At 64.8% G+C, this 17,060-nt stretch carries 16 protein-coding genes; 9 read left to right on the top strand and 7 right to left on the bottom strand.

The window, feature by feature from the left end; translation table 11 throughout:
- Window positions 1-38 precede the first annotated feature (38 nt).
- Window positions 39-803 (bottom strand): Crp/Fnr family transcriptional regulator, encoded by a 765-nt coding sequence (locus tag IVA88_RS04095; RefSeq protein ID WP_247496017.1) that lies wholly within the window; start codon window positions 801-803, stop codon window positions 39-41.
- A 161-nt stretch (window positions 804-964) separates the two neighbouring features.
- On the opposite strand from IVA88_RS04095, the gene IVA88_RS04090 reads away from it, so the two are divergent.
- Window positions 965-1,369: a response regulator gene (locus tag IVA88_RS04090; RefSeq protein WP_247496016.1), complete on the top strand. Its 405-nt coding sequence runs from the start codon at window positions 965-967 to the stop codon at window positions 1,367-1,369.
- Window positions 1,370-1,376: 7 nt separating this feature from the next.
- Here the strand turns inward: IVA88_RS04090 and IVA88_RS04085 are convergent, their stop codons facing one another.
- Both IVA88_RS04085 and IVA88_RS04080 read right to left on the bottom strand, forming a co-directional pair.
- A complete protein-coding gene (locus IVA88_RS04085; protein WP_247496015.1) occupies window positions 1,377-2,918 on the bottom strand; it encodes an alkaline phosphatase D family protein in 1,542 nt (513 codons plus the stop codon).
- A 104-nt stretch (window positions 2,919-3,022) separates the two neighbouring features.
- Window positions 3,023-4,468, bottom strand: coding sequence for a TAXI family TRAP transporter solute-binding subunit (locus IVA88_RS04080; protein WP_247496014.1), 1,446 nt, complete (start codon window positions 4,466-4,468; stop codon window positions 3,023-3,025).
- Between the two features lie 153 nt (window positions 4,469-4,621).
- Between IVA88_RS04080 and IVA88_RS04075 the strand changes: the two genes are divergently transcribed.
- Both IVA88_RS04075 and IVA88_RS04070 read left to right on the top strand, forming a co-directional pair.
- The gene (locus IVA88_RS04075; protein WP_247496269.1) at window positions 4,622-4,924 is read left to right on the top strand and encodes a 4a-hydroxytetrahydrobiopterin dehydratase; all 303 of its coding nucleotides are present in this window, start codon (window positions 4,622-4,624) and stop codon (window positions 4,922-4,924) included.
- A 90-nt stretch (window positions 4,925-5,014) separates the two neighbouring features.
- Window positions 5,015-5,404: a YkvA family protein gene (locus IVA88_RS04070; RefSeq protein WP_247496013.1), complete on the top strand. Its 390-nt coding sequence runs from the start codon at window positions 5,015-5,017 to the stop codon at window positions 5,402-5,404.
- 150 nt (window positions 5,405-5,554) lie between these two features.
- Here IVA88_RS04070 and IVA88_RS04065 read toward each other — a convergent pair whose 3' ends face one another.
- The 3 genes from IVA88_RS04065 to IVA88_RS04055 all read right to left on the bottom strand — a co-directional run bounded on the left by IVA88_RS04065 (window position 5,555) and on the right by IVA88_RS04055 (window position 9,005).
- Window positions 5,555-6,721 carry a TAXI family TRAP transporter solute-binding subunit gene (locus IVA88_RS04065; protein ID WP_247496012.1) on the bottom strand — a complete coding sequence of 389 codons (1,167 nt, stop codon included), beginning with the start codon at window positions 6,719-6,721 and terminating at the stop codon, window positions 5,555-5,557.
- 18 nt (window positions 6,722-6,739) lie between these two features.
- Window positions 6,740-7,342 (bottom strand): hypothetical protein, encoded by a 603-nt coding sequence (locus tag IVA88_RS04060; RefSeq protein WP_247496011.1) that lies wholly within the window; start codon window positions 7,340-7,342, stop codon window positions 6,740-6,742.
- Between the two features lie 688 nt (window positions 7,343-8,030).
- A complete protein-coding gene (locus IVA88_RS04055; protein WP_247496010.1) occupies window positions 8,031-9,005 on the bottom strand; it encodes an NADPH:quinone oxidoreductase family protein in 975 nt (324 codons plus the stop codon).
- A 162-nt stretch (window positions 9,006-9,167) separates the two neighbouring features.
- On the opposite strand from IVA88_RS04055, the gene IVA88_RS04050 reads away from it, so the two are divergent.
- The 6 genes from IVA88_RS04050 to argG all read left to right on the top strand — a co-directional run bounded on the left by IVA88_RS04050 (window position 9,168) and on the right by argG (window position 15,098).
- Window positions 9,168-10,007 carry an SDR family oxidoreductase gene (locus IVA88_RS04050; protein WP_247496009.1) on the top strand — a complete coding sequence of 280 codons (840 nt, stop codon included), beginning with the start codon at window positions 9,168-9,170 and terminating at the stop codon, window positions 10,005-10,007.
- A 117-nt stretch (window positions 10,008-10,124) separates the two neighbouring features.
- On the top strand, window positions 10,125-10,784 hold the full coding sequence (locus IVA88_RS04045) for an invasion associated locus B family protein (protein ID WP_247496008.1): 660 nt from the start codon (window positions 10,125-10,127) through the stop codon (window positions 10,782-10,784).
- 188 nt (window positions 10,785-10,972) lie between these two features.
- Entirely contained in the window at window positions 10,973-12,175 is a 1,203-nt protein-coding gene (gene rlmN, locus IVA88_RS04040; RefSeq protein ID WP_247496007.1) for a 23S rRNA (adenine(2503)-C(2))-methyltransferase RlmN, read from the top strand.
- Between the two features lie 131 nt (window positions 12,176-12,306).
- Window positions 12,307-12,801 carry a hypothetical protein gene (locus IVA88_RS04035; protein WP_247496006.1) on the top strand — a complete coding sequence of 165 codons (495 nt, stop codon included), beginning with the start codon at window positions 12,307-12,309 and terminating at the stop codon, window positions 12,799-12,801.
- An 89-nt stretch (window positions 12,802-12,890) separates the two neighbouring features.
- A complete protein-coding gene (locus IVA88_RS04030) occupies window positions 12,891-13,667 on the top strand; it encodes a phosphatase PAP2 family protein (protein WP_247496005.1) in 777 nt (258 codons plus the stop codon).
- A 93-nt stretch (window positions 13,668-13,760) separates the two neighbouring features.
- Window positions 13,761-15,098 (top strand): argininosuccinate synthase, encoded by a 1,338-nt coding sequence (argG, locus tag IVA88_RS04025; RefSeq protein WP_247496004.1) that lies wholly within the window; start codon window positions 13,761-13,763, stop codon window positions 15,096-15,098.
- 145 nt (window positions 15,099-15,243) lie between these two features.
- On the opposite strand, the gene IVA88_RS04020 is transcribed toward argG, so the two are convergent.
- The coding region (locus IVA88_RS04020) for an OmpA family protein (RefSeq protein ID WP_247496003.1) at window positions 15,244-17,060 on the bottom strand (1,817 nt) is incomplete at its 5' end.

Below are 17,060 nucleotides of genomic sequence, written 5' to 3'. Positions count from 1 at the left end.
AGTGCCCTTCTCCGCGCTGGGTAGAGCGAGGCGGGCGTCTACCCGGCTTCCCGCTCCTCGGTCGGATAGACCCCGCGCAGCACCTCCTCGAAGTGCATCTTGACAGCCTCGTTGCACAGGCAGGCGCGCAGGCGCAGGCCCTCGCGGTTGCGGACCAGGATCGATCCACGCCGTGTGTCGAGCACGCCGTCCGCCTTGAACGACTGGAGCACGCGGCTGGCATAGCTGCGCCCCACCCCGAGCAGCGTCGCGAGCTGCTCGTGCGTCAGCGGCACGCTGCTCTCGTCCCCGGTCCGCTCCATAGCTGCTAGCATCCATTTGGCCGTGCGCTGCTCGATCGAGTGAATGGCATTGCAGGCGGTGGACTGGAAGATCTGTGCCAGCATGCAGTCGGCGTAGCGGGCGAACACATGGCGCAACGACGGCGAGCGCTGTTTGGCGGTCTCCAGCTTGCTGACGTGAATTCGCGCGAAAGGCCCGCCGAATTTCACGCTGATCCGGGTATATGCCGGCAGATAACCCTCGCTGACGATACCGCCCACCGCGCCTTCGCGGCCGACAAGGATGGTCTCCACGTCGCGGCCGTCCTCATTCGGAACCACAAAGGTCGCAAGCGCCGGCCCACATGGAAAATGGACCACTTGGACGTCGTCGCCGGGGTTGTAGAGCAGTTCATTCGCCGCGGCGTTTTCGACCATGACGTGAGGCGCAAGCAGGGCATAGTCGGCCGGGCTCAAGCGCCGCAGCAGATTGTTGGTTGGCCGGCTGTCGATCTCGGTGGCGTTACTGGTGCGCGCGTCCATCTTAAACTCCCCATCCGCCTCCACATTAACGAGTTCCGTCGAGGTCCTGTGTGCACAAGTGGACAGACCTAAGAACTGCCATGTGGTGGGTTTCGTTCCAGGAACCCTCCGGCGCGCTGGGCGCAGGTCTCGTAACGCGCTGTCCTGATCAGAGAAACCTCATGCTCCCTGCTGCGATGATGGCACCCCCTCTTTCCGAAGGTTCAGACTGTCCTGCCGATGTCCTGATCGTCGAGGACGATCCGATCATCGCGATCGACTTCGAGGATCGTCTGCTCGGATTCGGCGTGAAGAGCGTGCGCACGGTGGGGTCGCAGGCGCAGGCGCAGGCGCTGGCCGCGATCGCGGCCCAAGCCCCTGATTTTGCGCTGCTCGACGTCGAGCTGGGCCGCGAGAACAGCTTTGCGGTCGCCGAGCGGCTAGCGGCTCTCAAAATTCCCTTCGTCTTCGTCACCGGTTACGGCACCGAGGCGCGGCTCGCTGCCGAATTCGTCAAACGGCCGCGTTTGCAAAAGCCATGCTCGAGCGAGGCGCTGGAGGTCGCGCTACGGTCGCGCGGCGCCTGAAGGTGGGTCAAGTCGGCTTGGGATCTAGCGTGGTCGACCACAGCGCGACATCGGCGCGGTCGCGCAAGGTCACGGTCATCTGGCCGGACGCGCCGTCGATCTTGACGTGACCGAAGAACTGCATGCCGGCGGACGGCGGCAGGTTCTGGTTGTCTTTTCCTGGCGCCTTGACGAAGCGCACCTCCGGCCCAAACGTATCGTCGAGCGCGTTCGGACCGAATGTGCCCGCGTGAAGCGGGCCCGATACGAACTCCCAGAACGGCTCGAAATCCTGGAATTGGGCCTTGTTCGGGTCGTAATAATGCGCGGCGGCGTAATGCACGTCCGCCGTCAGCCACACGGTGTTGCTGACCGGCGCCATCTTGATGAAACGCAGAATGTCGGCGATCTCGAACTCGCGGCCGCGCGCCGGGCCGTCGCCCTGCGCAATGGCTTCCGATCCACCCTTCGGCGTGTCTGACACGACAAGGCTGAGCGGCATGTCGGAGGCGATCACCTTCCAGGTTGCGCGCGAATTCAACAGGCCGCGCTTGAGCCAGGCGATCTGGTCCGGGCCGAGGAAGTAGCTGGCCGGGCCGTAAACGGTTTCGAGATTGGGACCGTTGGGGCCACGATAGCTGCGTTCGTCGAGCACGAACAAGTCGAGATGCGGGCCGTAGGAGATCTGGCGATAGACGCGGCCGGGCTCAACGATGCTCTCGCGCATCGGATACATCTCGTGGAAGGCACGGCTCGCGCGGGCGGCGAGCAGCGTGATGTCGCGCTCCTTGTAGGTCGCCGGCAGCTCCTTCGAAACCGACCAGTTGTTGGTCACCTCATGGTCGTCCCACTGCACGAAGATCGGCACTTCGGCATTGAAGGCGCGAACGTTCTCGTCGGTGAAATTGTATTTGTGCGCGGCGCGGTACTCGTCCAGCGTCTCGGCGACCTTGGCCTTCTCGGGGATCGTGACGTTCTTCCAGACCTTGCCGTCGGCGAGCTTTACCTCGGACTGGATAGGACCGTCGGCATAGATGGTGTCGCCGGAGTGCAGGAAGAAATCCGGTCGGTGTTTGCGCATCGCCGAGAAGGTGAACATGCCGCCGTCATCGGGATTGATGCCCCAGCCTTGTCCTGCGACGTCGCCGCCCCAGACGAAGCTGACGTCGCGGCGGTCGGCCGGCGCGGTGCGGAAGCGGCCGGTCACCGGCTCGCCCTCCACCGCGGTGTGCGAGAGATCGCGAAAGCGGACGCGATAAAAGATGTCCTGTCCGCTCGGCAGGCTTTCGATCAGCATCTTTGCGGTGAAGTCGCTCTCGGGCAGCGCCGCGATCGGTGGCAGCGCGCGGGCGTCCTTGAAGGACTCCGTCGTCGCCACGTCGACCAGCATCTGCGCAGGCCGGTCGGTGCGCGCCCAGATCACGCCACTGTCGACGGTGACGTCGCCCGACTGCACGCCGTGAGTCACGGCCGGCCGGTCGGCCGCGCGGGAGAGACGGGGCATTGCCACCGCGCCAAGCGCACCCGCGCTGGTCGTCAGGAAACGGCGGCGGGAGAATTTGATGTTCATGGAGCGGTCTCGATATCGCGTCAGGCGACCGCGCAGGCGGTCGCCACGGTGAAGTGCGACGCTATATCGAGACAATGTGACGCGGCGATTACGCGCGCGAGCGTTTACGCGTTACCGGCGGCCCTGAACGCTGCACCGGTGCGTTGCAGGTTCTGCGGCAGGCTGAACAGCACCGCCTTGCGGTCGGCAACCGCCGCGTGGAACTGGTCGAGCGCGATGTTGAAGGCGGTGAGCGCGGCTTCCTCAATCGCGCCGTGATCGAAACACCGCAGCGTGTCGCGCAGGATCTCGTCGGCCTCGGTCTGCATCTGATCGAGATCCTCGGTCGTCTCGCTCTTGCGGGCGGCGGTGATCATGTCGAGCAGCCGCTCGCGCAGATGGCTGTTGCTGTCGCGCTCGTCCTTCTTCAGATAGCCCGCAAACCAGGCGCCGATCGAGCCCATGGCCGAGAGCGCCATCAGGGTCCACCAGATGTAATCGCTGTATTTGTCGAGAAAGGTCTTTTCCTCTCCGTCGACGAAGGCGGCGGCGCCCGGATGCACGGGGATCACCGCATCCTTGTCCGTGTCGGGCGTTTCGATCTTCGCCGCCAGCGGGAATTCCGACACCAATTGCTGGCGTACGGCGAAAAGCTGGCGCGTGAATGCCGCGATGGTGGTTTCGGACACGGTTTTGCGCGCCACGATGTGGTGCGAGAAGCTGATGGTCTTGACCTCGTCATCGGGACGATCGGGCGAGCCGCCGTAAGTGCCCGCGGGAATCTCGGACGCTTCATAGACCGGATGATTTTGCGCAATCGCATCGGCAGAATCGATCGCGAGGAAGGTTGGCGTGCCGAATTCCTTGGCGGAAGTGGCGATCGCGTCCGCCGTGATCTTGCTGTTGACAGGACCGGCCGCGAGATAGGCATCGACCTTTTGGGCCTTGATCGCCTCGGCGACTTCATTGGCCGGGAATTGCACGATCTCGACCTTGGCCGGATCGACGCCGTATTGCTGGAGGATCACCTTGAGCAAATTGACGTTGGCCTGGGTGCGGCCGACCACGCCGACGCGATGTCCGGCGAGCTGCGCGATCTTGGTGATCTTCGCGCCCTTCTTCTTGCCCTTGCCGGGTACGGACCACAACACCACGACGTTCTTGCGCAGGGTCGCAACCGCTTGCGCGTTTTTCGGCACGTCGAGATCGCCGCGCACGATGGCAAGATCGGCTTTGCCCTCCGCCAGCAGAGTGGCGCTGGCGGTGGCGCCGTCGGTCTGGACCGGACGCAACCGCACTGAACTCTTGTGCTGCGCGAAGGCTTGGGTCAGTGCCTGCACGACCTTGACGTCGTCGCTGTTGGCGGGGCCGACCGCGATCTTCAGCGTCACCGGCCGCATGGCAAAGTAGTAGCCGCCTGCGAGCGCGCCGACGATCGCAAGCGCCAGCGCGAGGGTCACGAGTGCCGTCTTCCGCGCCGATGATCGCGGCGAGGGCGGGGTAGGCGCTTCGGCCAGGTCCAATCCCCCGGTCATCGATCTCCCGAACAGTCGCTTGAGGCTCAGTTTCATCTCGGCCGGCGATTTACACCCGCAAGTGTAGCAAATTTCTTGTCCGGCGGGGTTACATCTCCGTCATGGTTAGCGGATGGGTCAAATCCCGTATGAACCCGGGGCGTCAGTGCGGTGTTTAGGGTAAAGTTCCCCTGAAGGACGGAGGCGATGATGGCAGAACGGCTCTCGGCGGAGGCGCGCCGGCAGGCGCTGGGCGGACTACCTGATTGGACCGAGGCTCAAGGACGCGACGCGATCGGGAAAACCTTTGTCTTCAAGGATTTCAACGAGGCATTCGGCTTCATGACCCGCGCGGCGCTCGTCGCGGAGAAGATGGATCACCACCCCGAATGGCGCAATGTCTACAAGACGGTGGAGGTGGTGCTGTCGACCCATGATGCCGGCGGCGTCACCCCACTCGACATCGAGCTCGCCAGGGCGATGAACGCCATCGCCAGGCTGACACCGGGCTGACATCTTGCGGGGACCGGCCGCATCCCCATGTTGTGATCGGAACCGGACGCGGCGATCTGCCGCCTCGGGCTGGACGGGGAGTTGTCGAAGATGGCTGCCGAACACAGCGTCGGTTTCGAACCGGCCGACCGGCTCGCGGAAGATCGTGAGAGCGTGCGCCGCCGCTTCTGGCGCAAGCTGAAGCGTGTCGCCGCGCAACTGCCGTTCGCGGAGGATCTGCTCGCCGCCTACTATTGTGCCTTCGACCGGCAGACGCCGCGCCATGTCCAGGCGTCGCTGCTCGGGGCGATCGCCTATTTCATACTGCCGTTCGACTTCGTTCCCGACGTGATGCCGATCCTCGGCTTCACCGATGACGCCGCCGTGCTCGCCACCGCGATCCGTATGGTCGCCAGCCACATTACGAACGAACATCGCGAAGCCGCCCGCGCCGCGCTGAAGCGCGGGGTGGATGAGGTGGAAGCGGAAGCCGCGCAATAGCTGTCGCCGCATCCTCCGCTGTCATTCCCCGCGAAGGCGGGGAATCCAGTACGCCGCCGCTTATCGATTCAACAACACTCGTCACGGAGTACTGGATCGCCCGGTCAAGCCGGCGATGGCGACTGAATGTGTGGAGAGCAAGCGCGCTCGCTACTTCTTCTCCGACCCCGCTTGCGCCCGCGCCTTCTCCGCGTCCCACGCCTGGAATTGTCTGAACAGCGTTTCCTTGTCTCGGTCGGACACCTTTGCAGCGGTTGGGCTCTGCTTCAAAAAGGCCTCGAAGCGCTTCTGCGTCACCGGCTCCACGCCGTGGCGGTCGAGCCATTGCTGCGCCACCGGCAATCTGCTCCAGCCGGACAGGGGGGCCGCGAGCGAGACCTCCTTCCATTTGGGATGGAAGGGCGGGTTCTGAAGCGTGGGAAACTTCGTGAAGAACGCGTCCACGAACAGCGCGAGCTTGCGATAGCGCTCGGTGTTCGGTGCCCAGCTATAGGCGGCAAGCACGGCGGGCACCGCGATCGTGTCCACGCTCTCGCCCTCCTTGATCAGGTTCGGATAGTCCTTGGCAGTCAGCGTCGCCGGCAGATAGTCGCTCTGGAGCGGCTTTGCATAGTCGACCCTCGCAAGATGGAAGCGTCCGTCATTGCCGAAAGTCGAGACCGATTTGTACGGCTTGCCGCCCACCACGACGACGGCGTCGATCTCGCCGGCCTTCAGCTTCTCCATCGCGATGCGCTGCTCGACATAGACGAATTTCGCCTTGATCCCGAGCCGTTCGAACACGGTGAGTGCGGTGACGAAGGTGCCGCCGTTCGGCAGGTCCACGCTCACCGTCTTGCCTTCGAGATCTTTCAATGTCGCGACCGATTTCGGCGCGATCACCTGCATCTCTTCGTTGTAGAGCTTGGTCACATAGGTGAATTGCTTCTTGATGTCCTTGGCAAAGCCCTTGCGTTCGAGATAGTCGAGCGTATCGGCCCGCACGATGCCGAGATCGACGCCTTGCAGGAACAGGATGTCGGCGACGCTCTGCACCGAGCCGCGGCCGACGATCGGCAGCACGCGGATCCTGTTGCCGTCGTCGAGCACGGAGGCGAGGTCCGCGCCGAACTGCACATAGGTGCCGCCGATCGTGCCGGTGATCAGCGTAACGGTGTTGGCGTTCAGCGACTGCTTGGTCGAGGTCGAGCCGAACTGGAAGATGGCCTTCAGGCCGTCCGAGACCTTGGCCGGATCGTATTCGGTCTGCTCGGCGCGGGCCGCAAAGGCACAGATCGTCATGATGGCGGCAAGCGCCATCCTCAAAGCGTTATGCATGATGTCTCCTGACGAGTTCTAATTCTGAAGTTGGGCGAGGCGCTGCCGCGCCTCCGCTGATCCGAGTGCCGCGGCTTTTTGATACCAGTCGCGTGCGGCGGTCGCGTCGGCGGCGATGCGGCGCGCGTCGCTGGTGCCCAGCACGGCCGGGTCATAGGTCTGCGCCAGTAGATGGGCGGCGGTCGCATCCTGTGCATTGGCTGCGCGTTCGAGCAGCAGGCGCGCCGCAGCGATATCGCCGATCCTCAATAGGCCGTTCGCGCGCGTCATCAGCCCGGCCAGCGTATCGGCGTCGAGCATTCTGGCGGGCGGAGGCTGCGCCGCGACAGGCGCGGGCGCTTGCACTGGTCCTTGGGCTTGCAGCGCGGTCTGATAGGCACTCGCGATCGCTTCGCGGCTCGGCGTCGACGGTGCCGGGAGATCCTGCACGTCAGCGCTCGCCAGCATTGTGTTGGTCACGCGGGCCGGATCCTTGATCGGGACCTGCCGCGCAACCGGCACGTTGGCCGACGCCACCGCCTGGTCGAGCGCGAAGCTCGCCGAGCGACCGGCGTCGGCGGCGAAGATGCCGCGAAGGTCGGACTGAAACAGCGCGGCCAGAATTGCCAGGGTGGATGCCACCAAAACGGCTGCGAGAACGCCGGCGAGAACACGCGGGACAATTCTGACTCGGGGATGCAATTCCTGCGGCGTATATTCGCCTGGGTCCGGCGCACCAAGCGGATCGGACAGGAACAGTGGAATTGGATCGTCCGGTGACAGATCGACCCGTGCGGCGCGCGCACGGATATAGGACGCGACGGACGGACGTGATGCAGCTTGATCGGAATCGAACGCCTTCGGTTCCCTGGACGGACGGTGCGCCGTCGTCTCCATGGTGATGCTCCCCATAACTAACGCAACGCAGGGGCAATCCCGGCTTCAGTCTTTTTGCTATTGTCCAGAAGTTCCCCGCAAACTGGAGCCGGTAAATCGCCGTTTGAATCAGCCCAAAAGACGACGGTGGTTTGCGCGAATCGGGAGAGATTTGGGTTTGATTGCGGCGAGGCGGGGCAATGCACCGCAATTTCGACGGAGATGGTTGACCGCGTTTTACCATGTGGCGGCGCAACTCCGCGCAAGGGCAGTTGGCCGTGCTGCCTTTCCCGCGCTCGCTGTCATTCCCCGCGAAGGCGGGGAATCCAGTACGCCGCGGCCCATCGATTGAGCCACGACCGTCTCGGAATACTGGATCGCCCGATCAAGGTCGGACGATGACAGTTGAGTGTGTGGTGACGACGTCGCGATACCATCCGCCGACCGCGTCAGATCACGGATGCAAGATCACCTTGCCCATGGCCTGGCGGCCCGCGAGCACCTTCAGTGCGTCGGCGGTTTGTGCCAGAGGGAAGGTGCGGTCGACATGCGATGAAATCCTTCCTTCCGCCGTCCACTTCACGAGCTTCTCGAGATTGGCGCGGTTCTTGGCCGGGTTGAGGCGCGTCCACGCGCCCCAGAACACGCCACGGATGTCGCAGCCCTTCAGCAGCGCGAGGTTCAGCGGCATCTTCGGAATGTCGCCGGCGGCAAAGCCGATCACGAGGAAACGGCCTTCCCAGGCGATCGAGCGCAGGGCCTGCTCGGCATAGGTGCCGCCCACGGGATCGAAGATGATGTCGACGCCCTTGCCGCCGGTGAGCTTCCGCAAGCCTTCCTTCAGATCTTCCTTGCCGTAATTGAGCGTGAGTTCTGCGCCGTGCGCCTTCGCAAATTCGAGCTTCTCGTCCGACGAGGCGCAGGCGATCACCTTCAGGCCCATCAGCTTGCCCAGCTCGCAAGCGGCAAGTCCGGTGCCGCCGGCGGCGCCGAGCACCCCGAGCGTCTCGCCCGGCTTCGGGCTCGCGCGATCTTCCAGCGCATGCAACGCGGTGCCGTAGATGATGATGATGCCGGCCGCGCGGTCGTAGTCCAGATTGTCGGGAATCTTCACGATCGATGCCGCCGGCAGCGCGATCTTTTCGCGCGCGCCGTTGTGGCCGCAGGAGGCGACGACGCGATCGCCGACCTTCAGATCGGTCACGCCGGGACCGATGCTCTCGATCATGCCCGCGACTTCGGCGGCCGGCGAGAACGGGAACGGCGGCTTGATCTGGTACTTGCCCTGGATCATCAGGATATCGAAGAAGTTCAGCGCCGCCGCCTTGATCGCGATCACGGCTTCGCCCGGACCGGCCACCGGATCCGGCACGTCGGCCAGAACGAGATCGTCGGGCTGGCAATATTGCGAGCAGAGGATGGCTTTCATGGCGGCACCTTCTTGAGAAGTGAAGTACGGGCGTTTCGATTGGAATTATAGTTTGCCCGTTTCTGCCGGATTTAGGCACGGGCGACAATCCGGTTTCTTTGTCAGAGACCATGCACCGGCCTATCCTCGCAACGATCAAATCCGCGAAGAAGGATTCAAACCATGTTTGAAACAGGTCTGCTCACGGACAAGCGCATCCTCGTCACCGGTGGCGGCTCGGGCCTCGGCGCGGTGATGGGGCGCCGTTTCCTCGCGCTTGGTGCCGACCTCGTCATTTGCGGGCGCAAGCTCGATCGGCTGGAAGCGACGGCGAGCGAGATGCGCGAAGCGACTGGCAGCAAGATCACCACCGTGGCTTGCGATATCCGCGACGGCGCCGCCGTCGAGAGCATGATGGAGGCCATCTGGCGCGAGGCGCCGCTCGATATTCTCGTCAACAATGCGGCTGCGACCTTCATCGCGCAGAGCGAGCATCTGTCGTTCCGCGCCGCGGATGCGATCCTCGCGCCGACGCTGCATGGTGCGATGTATTGCACGCTTGCCGCCGGCAAGCGCTGGATCGACGGCAAGCACGGCGGCGTCGTGCTCTCGATCCTCTCGACTTCAACCATCACCGGCCGCGCCTTCACGGTGCCTTCGGCGATGGCGAAGTCTGCTGTGCTGGCGATGACCAAAAGTCTCGCTGTGGAATGGGGCCCGAAGGGTATCCGCACCGTCGCGATTGCGCCGGGACCGTTCCCGACCGCCGGCGCCTCGGGACAGCTCCGCCCCGAGGGTCGCGACGAGGACTGGGCCGTGCGCAACCCGTTGGGGCGCGCCGGCGAGCACGGCGAGCTTGCCGACCTTGCGAGCTTCCTGGTCTCCGACCGTGCCGGCTACATCAACGGCGAGATGGTGGTGATCGACGGTGGCGCCCATTTGCGCAGTTCCGGCGCCGAGGATTTGTTGCGCTGGACCGATGCGCAATGGTCGGAGCAGCGCGCGGCCCGATCCAGGGCCTAGTCACCGCGACCTTCGCTAACTGCCTTCCCAAATTGGACTTTCCCGGCTATCCCTGCCACGGGGACAACGCGCGGCCGGGCCATCTTCCAGTCACAATATTGAGGGAACCACTCCAGCATGTGGCGGGTGCTGATTTTAGCTTTGATGACGGGCGTGGCGGCCTGTGGAATCACCGATTCCGCGCGCGCGCAGACGGCGCAACCTGCGCCCAAAACTGCACCGAAAGAGCCGCCGAAAGCGGCCGCGCCGGCGGCCAACACGACTGGAAAGACGGCTGCAAAGCCCGAGAGCAAGCCGACGGCCCCTCCCGCGGCGGTTGCTGGCGGCGCCGAGCCAACCCTGATCGGCCAGTTCGGCACCTGGGGCGCCTATTCCGCCGCGCCCAATGGTAAAAAGGTCTGCTTCGCGCTGGCCAAGCCGTCGTCGTCGAAGACCAACCCGCCGAATCGGCCGCGCGATCCTGCTTATGCCTTCGTCTCCACCCGCCCGGCGGAGAGGGTCAACAACGAAGTCTCGGTCATGATCGGCTACGCCCTGAAGCCGGGCTCTGAATCCTCGGTCGAGGTCGGCGGCGCCGCTTTCGCCATGTACTCGCAGGGCGACGGCCTCTGGATCAAGAACGCGGCCGAGGAAGAGCGGATGGTCGAGGCCATGCGCAAATCCGCCGATCTCGTGGTCAAGGGCGTCTCGGCCAAGGGCACCGAGACCACCGACACCTTCTCGTTGAAGGGGCTCGCCCAGGCGCTTGACCGGATCTCCCAGGATTGCAGGCGTTAAGGCTGCAGTCTGTAAGGTCGCAATCGGCAATTCCGGTTGCTATATAGGGGCGGTTCCAGATTTTTGCCGTCATTCTGGGGCGATGCGCAGCATCGAACCCGGAACCTCGATGTTCCGGGTCTGGTCCTCAGGATCGCTTCGCGATCCCTTCGGACCATCCCGGAACGACCAAGCTGTCAGGCCATTCAATGCAACCGACGACCGAGCCGCACAACGCAACACTGGTGGAGAAGACTCCGCTCGAAACCTATGTGCCGCCGGCGAAGCCGTCGCTGATCGGGCTGTCGCGGACGGAGCTTGCCGATTGCCTCGGTGAGATCGGCGTCGCGCCCGCGCAGCGCAAGATGCGCGTGCAGCAGCTGTGGCACTGGCTCTATTTTCGCGGTGCCCGGAATTTCGACGAGATGACGTCGGTCTCGAAGACGATCCGCACCTCACTCGCCGAGCGCTTCACGGTGGACCGGCCCGAAGTCGTGGCCGAGCAAATCTCCAACGACGGTACCCGCAAATGGCTTTTGCGGCTGCCGAGCGGCGACAATGTCGAGCGTGCCCATGAAGTCGAGTGCGTCTACATCCCCGAGACCGATCGCGGCACGCTGTGTGTGTCCTCCCAGGTCGGCTGCACGCTGAACTGCTCGTTCTGCCACACCGGCACGCAGCGCCTGGTGCGCAATCTCACTGCCGGCGAGATCGTCGGACAGGTGATGGTCGCGCGGGATCGTCTGAACGATTGGGCCGATCGCGAAGACGGCACGCGTCGTGTCACCAACATCGTGATGATGGGCATGGGCGAGCCGCTCTACAATTTCGAGGCCGTGCGCGACGCGCTGCTCATCGTCGGCGACAACGAAGGCATCGGCATTTCCCGCCGCCGCATCACGCTGTCGACCTCGGGCGTGGTGCCGAACATCGTGCGCGCGGGCGAGGAGATCGGTGTCATGCTCGCGATCTCGCTGCATGCGGTGCGGGACGAGCTGCGTAATGAGCTGGTGCCGCTCAACCGCAAATATCCGATCAAGGAATTGCTGCAGGCCTGCCGCGACTATCCCGGCGCCTCGAATGCGCGCCGCATCACCTTCGAATATGTGATGCTCAAGGGCGTCAACGATTCGCTCGACGATGCAAAGCTGCTGGTGAAGATGCTCAAGGGTGTTCACGCCAAGATCAACCTGATTCCGTTCAATCCCTGGCCCGGCACCGCCTATGAATGCTCGGACTGGGACCAGATCGAAAAATTCTCCGAATACATCTTCAACGCCGGCTATTCCTCGCCGGTGCGCACCCCGCGCGGCCGCGACATTCTCGCCGCCTGCGGTCAGCTCAAGTCGGAAACCGAGAAGCTCTCCGCCAGGGAGCGCCAGGCGCTGCGCGCCATGGCGATGACGGATTAGCTTGTTATGTGCATGCTGTCGCAACCTCGTCATTGCGAGGAGCGCAGCGACGAAGCAATCCAGACTGTCTCCGCGGACGCATCTCTGGATTGCTTCGCTGCGCTCGCAATGACGAAAACGTTGGCTTCGGCATGTCCCTGATCGGCCGCCTCATCGTCATCTTCGTCGGCTTTCTCGCCGCCTGTTTCGTCGGCGGCATGATCGTCGTCCTCGCGCTGTTGTTTCCGGAGTTCGCCGATCTCGGCGCCGGCCCCGTCGATCAGGGCACGATTGATATCCTGCTCGGCTTCGGCTTCATCTTCGTCTCCGGCTTTGCGCTGGTGCCGGCGGCGGTGATCGTCGCGATCACCGAGGCGCTCTACATCCGCAGCGCGCTCGCCTATGCCGTGGGCGGAGGCGTCGTGGGGCTCGCCTGCTATCTCGGCCTCGTTCCGTTTCATCCCGACACGTTGCAATTCGAGGGCATCGTGCGGCGTCACCTGGAGATCATGACCGGCGCGGGCATCGTTTCTGGCGTCGTCTACTGGCTGATCGCGGGCCGCAATGCCGGCGCCTGGCGCAATCCGCCGCCCCTGCGAAAACCGCTCCCGCCACTGCCGTCGAATTCGCGGCCGGATGCGCGGTAGTTTCTTGGCCCTCGCGGAGGAGGACAGGCCCCTTGCAGGACCCTTGCAGAGGGTTTTCATCCCGGTCCCACTCGGCTAAACCGCGCGCCATGAACCGGACTGGACTCTTCATCGCCCTGGCGCTGTGGCTCGTGATCGGCGTTGTTTTCGGCTTCTATCCCGAGCTTGATCTCAAGCTCGCCGCGCTGTTCTTCGACCCGGATACGAAGGCGTTTCCGCTCAAGCTGAACGATTGGGCCGGCTTCGCGCGCGATGCAGCGATGTGGGTTGCCTGGGCGTTCGTGCTGCCTTCGCTGATCGCGCTTGTGGTCAAGATGGTCCGGCCCGATCGCCCGCTGATGGTATCGGGGCGCGCGATCGTCTTCCTGCTGGTCACGATCATCATGTCGGCCGGCATCCTCACCAATCTCACGTTCAAGACCTATTGGGGCCGGCCGCGCCCGGTCGTGGTGACGCAGTTTGCCGGCGACCAGCAATTCGTGCCGTGGTGGGATCCGCGCGGCGGCTGCGCGCGCAACTGCTCGTTCTTCTCGGGCGAAGGCGCGACCGCGTTCTGGACGCTGGCGCCGGCCGCACTGGCCCCGCCGGCGTGGCGGCCGCTCGCTTATGCCGGAGCCGTGGTGTTCGGCCTCGTCACCAGCGGGCTGCGAATGGCCTTTGGCGGCCACTTCTTCACCGATGTCTCGATCGCCGGCCTCGTCAGTTTCGTCGTGATCTGGTTTGCCTACGCGTTGATTTACCGCTGGCCGCGGACCCGGTTTTCGGACGAGGCGGTCGATGCCGCCCTGACCCGGCTGAACATGCCGGCCTACCGGCTCCGCCAGCGCCTGTTCGGCCGCAAGACGGGTGCCGAGCCCTCAGTTTGAGCCATTAAAGGGGTGCCGAGCCCCGCGAAATTTGATATTCGCGCGGTCAACCCGTGAAACGACATCAGCCCCTTGAGACCGATTGGAAGCCCCATGACCACGATCCTGAAAAGCCTGCCCAAGGGTGAGAAAGTCGGCATCGCTTTTTCGGGCGGCCTCGACACCAGCGCGGCGCTGCTCTGGATGAAGCAGAAGGGCGCGCGCTGCTACGCCTATACCGCCAATCTCGGCCAGCCCGACGAAGCCGACTACAACGAGATTCCGCGCAAGGCCGAAGCGTTCGGCGCCGAGAAGGCGGTGCTGGTCGATTGCCGCACGCAGCTCGTCCACGAAGGCATCGCCGCGATCCAGTCCGGCGCCTTCCACATCTCCACCGGCGGCATCACCTATTTCAACACCACGCCATTGGGGCGCGCGGTCACCGGCACGATGCTGGTCGCCGCGATGAAGGAGGACGGCGTCAACATCTGGGGCGACGGCTCGACCTTCAAGGGCAACGACATCGAGCGCTTCTATCGCTACGGCCTTCTGACCAATCCCGGCCTGCGCATCTACAAGCCCTGGCTCGATCAGCAGTTCATCGACGAGCTCGGCGGCCGCGCCGAGATGTCGGCGTTCATGACCGCGCAGGGCTTTGCCTACAAGATGAGCGCCGAGAAGGCGTATTCGACCGACAGCAATCTGCTCGGCGCCACCCATGAGGCCAAGGATCTCGAGAGCCTCGACAGCGGCATCAAGATCGTCAACCCGATCATGGGCGTGCCGTTCTGGCGCGACGACTGCAACGTCAAGGCCGAGAAGGTCGTGGTGCGTTTCGAGGAGGGTCAGCCGGTTGCGCTGAACGGCCAGACCTTCAGCGATCCCGTCGCGCTGTTCCTCGAAGCCAACACGATCGGCGGACGCCACGGTCTCGGTATGAGCGACCAGATCGAGAACCGTATCATCGAAGCCAAGAGCCGCGGCATTTACGAAGCGCCCGGCATGGCGCTGCTGCATATCGCCTATGAGCGCCTCGTCACTGGCATCCACAACGAGGACACCATCGAGCAGTACCGCATCAGCGGCATGCGCCTTGGTCGCCTGCTCTACCAGGGCCGCTGGTTCGATTCGCAGGCGCTGATGCTGCGCGAGACGGCGCAGCGCTGGGTCGCGCGCGCCGTCACCGGCGAGGTGTCGCTCGAGCTGCGCCGGGGCAACGACTACTCGATCCTCAACACCGAGAGCCCGAACCTCACCTATGCGCCGGAGCGGCTCAGCATGGAGAAGGTGGAGGACGCGGCGTTTACACCGGCCGATCGCATCGGTCAGCTCACCATGCGCAATCTCGACATCAACGATACCCGCGCCAAGCTGAAGCTCTACAGCGACACGGGACTGTTGTCGGGCAGCGAAGGCTCGCAGATCTTCCGGCTGGAGAGCGACAAGGACTAGCCGGAACGGGGATTCGTCATTGCGAGCGAAGCAACCCAGAAACTTTCCGCGGCGGCAGTCTGGATTGCTTCGTCGCTTCGCTTCTCGCAACGACGAAAAAAATGGCCGGGATTGCTCCCTGCCATTTTGCATTTTGTGTTTCGCCTCAGCGCGGCGGCGCGGTGCCGGGCGGGGGCGGCGGCAGCGAGGCCTGACCGCCATTGAGCAACGGCGTGATGTTGCGGACGGTGACGCGCCGGTTGATCGCGCTTGGCCCTTGCGTCTGCTCCTTCAGATACTGCTCGCCATAGCCCTGCGAGGTCAGGTTCTCGGCCGGCACACCGAATTGCTGGGTCAGCAATTCGGCCGCGGACTGCGCACGACGGTCCGACAATGACAAATTGTCGACGTCGTTGCCGACCGCGTCGGTGTGACCTTCAATCAGGAACACCACGCGCGGGTTGGCCTGGATCGCACGGTTGAGACCGTCGGCGATCGACTGCAGCTTCGCCGCCTGGTCCGGTGGGATGGTCCACGATCCCGTCTCGAAATTGATCGTGTTGAGGTCGATGCTCGGCATCTGCATGCGAACATTGGGGCTGTAGCGGATTTCGTCGAGCGTGTAGCGGCGATTGATCCGTTGCACCGGCGGTGCCACCATCGTCTGGTAGATCACGTCCGGCGACGCCTCCTCGGCGTCGACGATATAACGATCGTAGGGAATGTTCACGACCGGCGGCGGCGCGTCGACATAGAAACCGCCGACCGATTGCGGATCGCGATAGCTGTTGTCGATGATGATGATCTCGCGCCCGCCGGGGTCCCTGCGGATTCGACGCAGCAACCGACCGTCTGGACCGACAACGGTGACGATCTCGCTGCCGTCGGGACGGATCACGACGGTGCGGGTATCGCCGCCGACAGTGTCGGTGCGGATGTCGCGGGCTCCATAGCGGAAGCGATAGAGATCGTTGCCGCGGACGTAGGTCTGCCCGCCCGGATCGCGGATGATAATGCGGTCCGGCTCGGTATAGACGGTGCGGCCGCCTTCGATGCTCTCGCGTCGCTGGTTGCGGTAGTCGGCGATGGTGGCGCCGATCACGGCACCGGCCACCACGCCTGCACCGATCGCAAGCGGTGTCAGGTCACGCTGCGGCGGGCGTGGCGGCGGCGGCAGGGGCGCTGCGACCGTAGGCGCAGACCGGAAGGCCGGAGCGACGGTCGGGTGAGCGTATTGCGCCCTGTCGGGAGGTGGCGCTGCGGCGGGCGTGGCTGGCACGACACTTGGCGCTGCGGCGCCGGGCGGGGGCGTGGGCCGAGCCGGGACCCCCGCCTGCGGTGAGGCGGGCGGTGTTCCGGCGGCAGGCGCGCCCGCAGGAGGAGCTCCACCCTGACGCCCGGGCGGCGGCGTAACAGCGCCGCCGGGAGCCGGTGTCGCTGTCGGAGCGGGGGTTGCGCCGGGCGCGGGCGTTGTGCCCGGTGCGGGACCCGGACGCCCGGACGGCGGCGTCGGGGTGGCCCCTGGCGCCGGTGTGGTCGTCGGAGCGGGCGTGGCACTTGGAGCTGGTGCCGGTGATCCCGCGGCCGGAGGCGCGCCGGGACGTCCGGGCGGTGTCATACCGGGGCGTGCGCCAGGCGCGCTGCCCGGAGCCGGCGTCGCGGTCGGCGCAGGAGTCGCTGTCGGCGAAGGTGTGGTTGCCGGTGCAGGTGTCGTGGCCGGAGCGGGCGCGCCCGGTCTCGCCGTCGGCGCCGCAGGCGCAGGTGACGGTGTCGCCGTGGGCGCCGGCGCGGGACGGCCCTGAGGAGTTGCTGCCGGCGGCGGGGGCGGCGGTGGCGTCGGGCGAGCTGCAGGCGGCGGTGGTGTGGGTGCGTGCTGCTGCGGAGCCGCGGCGGGCGGCGGTGCTGGCGGCGTCGGGCGCGCGGCAGGCGGTGCCGGAGGGGGCGCATGCTGTTGCGGAGCCGCAGCAGCACGCACCCACACCA

This window comes from Bradyrhizobium sp. 149 (assembly GCF_023073915.1).
GTDB lineage: Bacteria > Pseudomonadota > Alphaproteobacteria > Rhizobiales > Xanthobacteraceae > Bradyrhizobium.
Note: the sequence above shows the minus strand (reverse complement) of the source record. Positions and strands in the feature narration are given on the sequence as shown.

Excerpts from the sequence above, each read along its gene's own strand:
- IVA88_RS04070 (WP_247496013.1), top strand. The coding sequence starts at position 5,015 with ATGGCTGCCGAACACAGCGTCGGTTTCGAACCGGCCGACCGGCTCGCG.
- IVA88_RS04050 (WP_247496009.1), top strand. The coding sequence starts at position 9,168 with ATGTTTGAAACAGGTCTGCTCACGGACAAGCGCATCCTCGTCACCGGT.
- rlmN (WP_247496007.1), top strand. The coding sequence starts at position 10,973 with ATGCAACCGACGACCGAGCCGCACAACGCAACACTGGTGGAGAAGACT.
- IVA88_RS04035 (WP_247496006.1), top strand. The coding sequence starts at position 12,307 with ATGTCCCTGATCGGCCGCCTCATCGTCATCTTCGTCGGCTTTCTCGCC.
- IVA88_RS04065 (WP_247496012.1), bottom strand. The coding sequence starts at position 6,721 with ATGCATAACGCTTTGAGGATGGCGCTTGCCGCCATCATGACGATCTGT.
- IVA88_RS04045 (WP_247496008.1), top strand. The coding sequence starts at position 10,125 with ATGTGGCGGGTGCTGATTTTAGCTTTGATGACGGGCGTGGCGGCCTGT.
- IVA88_RS04095 (WP_247496017.1), bottom strand. The coding sequence starts at position 803 with ATGGACGCGCGCACCAGTAACGCCACCGAGATCGACAGCCGGCCAACC.
- IVA88_RS04090 (WP_247496016.1), top strand. The coding sequence starts at position 965 with ATGCTCCCTGCTGCGATGATGGCACCCCCTCTTTCCGAAGGTTCAGAC.
- IVA88_RS04080 (WP_247496014.1), bottom strand. The coding sequence starts at position 4,468 with ATGAAACTGAGCCTCAAGCGACTGTTCGGGAGATCGATGACCGGGGGA.
- IVA88_RS04055 (WP_247496010.1), bottom strand. The coding sequence starts at position 9,005 with ATGAAAGCCATCCTCTGCTCGCAATATTGCCAGCCCGACGATCTCGTT.
- IVA88_RS04075 (WP_247496269.1), top strand. The coding sequence starts at position 4,622 with ATGGCAGAACGGCTCTCGGCGGAGGCGCGCCGGCAGGCGCTGGGCGGA.
- IVA88_RS04030 (WP_247496005.1), top strand. The coding sequence starts at position 12,891 with ATGAACCGGACTGGACTCTTCATCGCCCTGGCGCTGTGGCTCGTGATC.
- argG (WP_247496004.1), top strand. The coding sequence starts at position 13,761 with ATGACCACGATCCTGAAAAGCCTGCCCAAGGGTGAGAAAGTCGGCATC.
- IVA88_RS04085 (WP_247496015.1), bottom strand. The coding sequence starts at position 2,918 with ATGAACATCAAATTCTCCCGCCGCCGTTTCCTGACGACCAGCGCGGGT.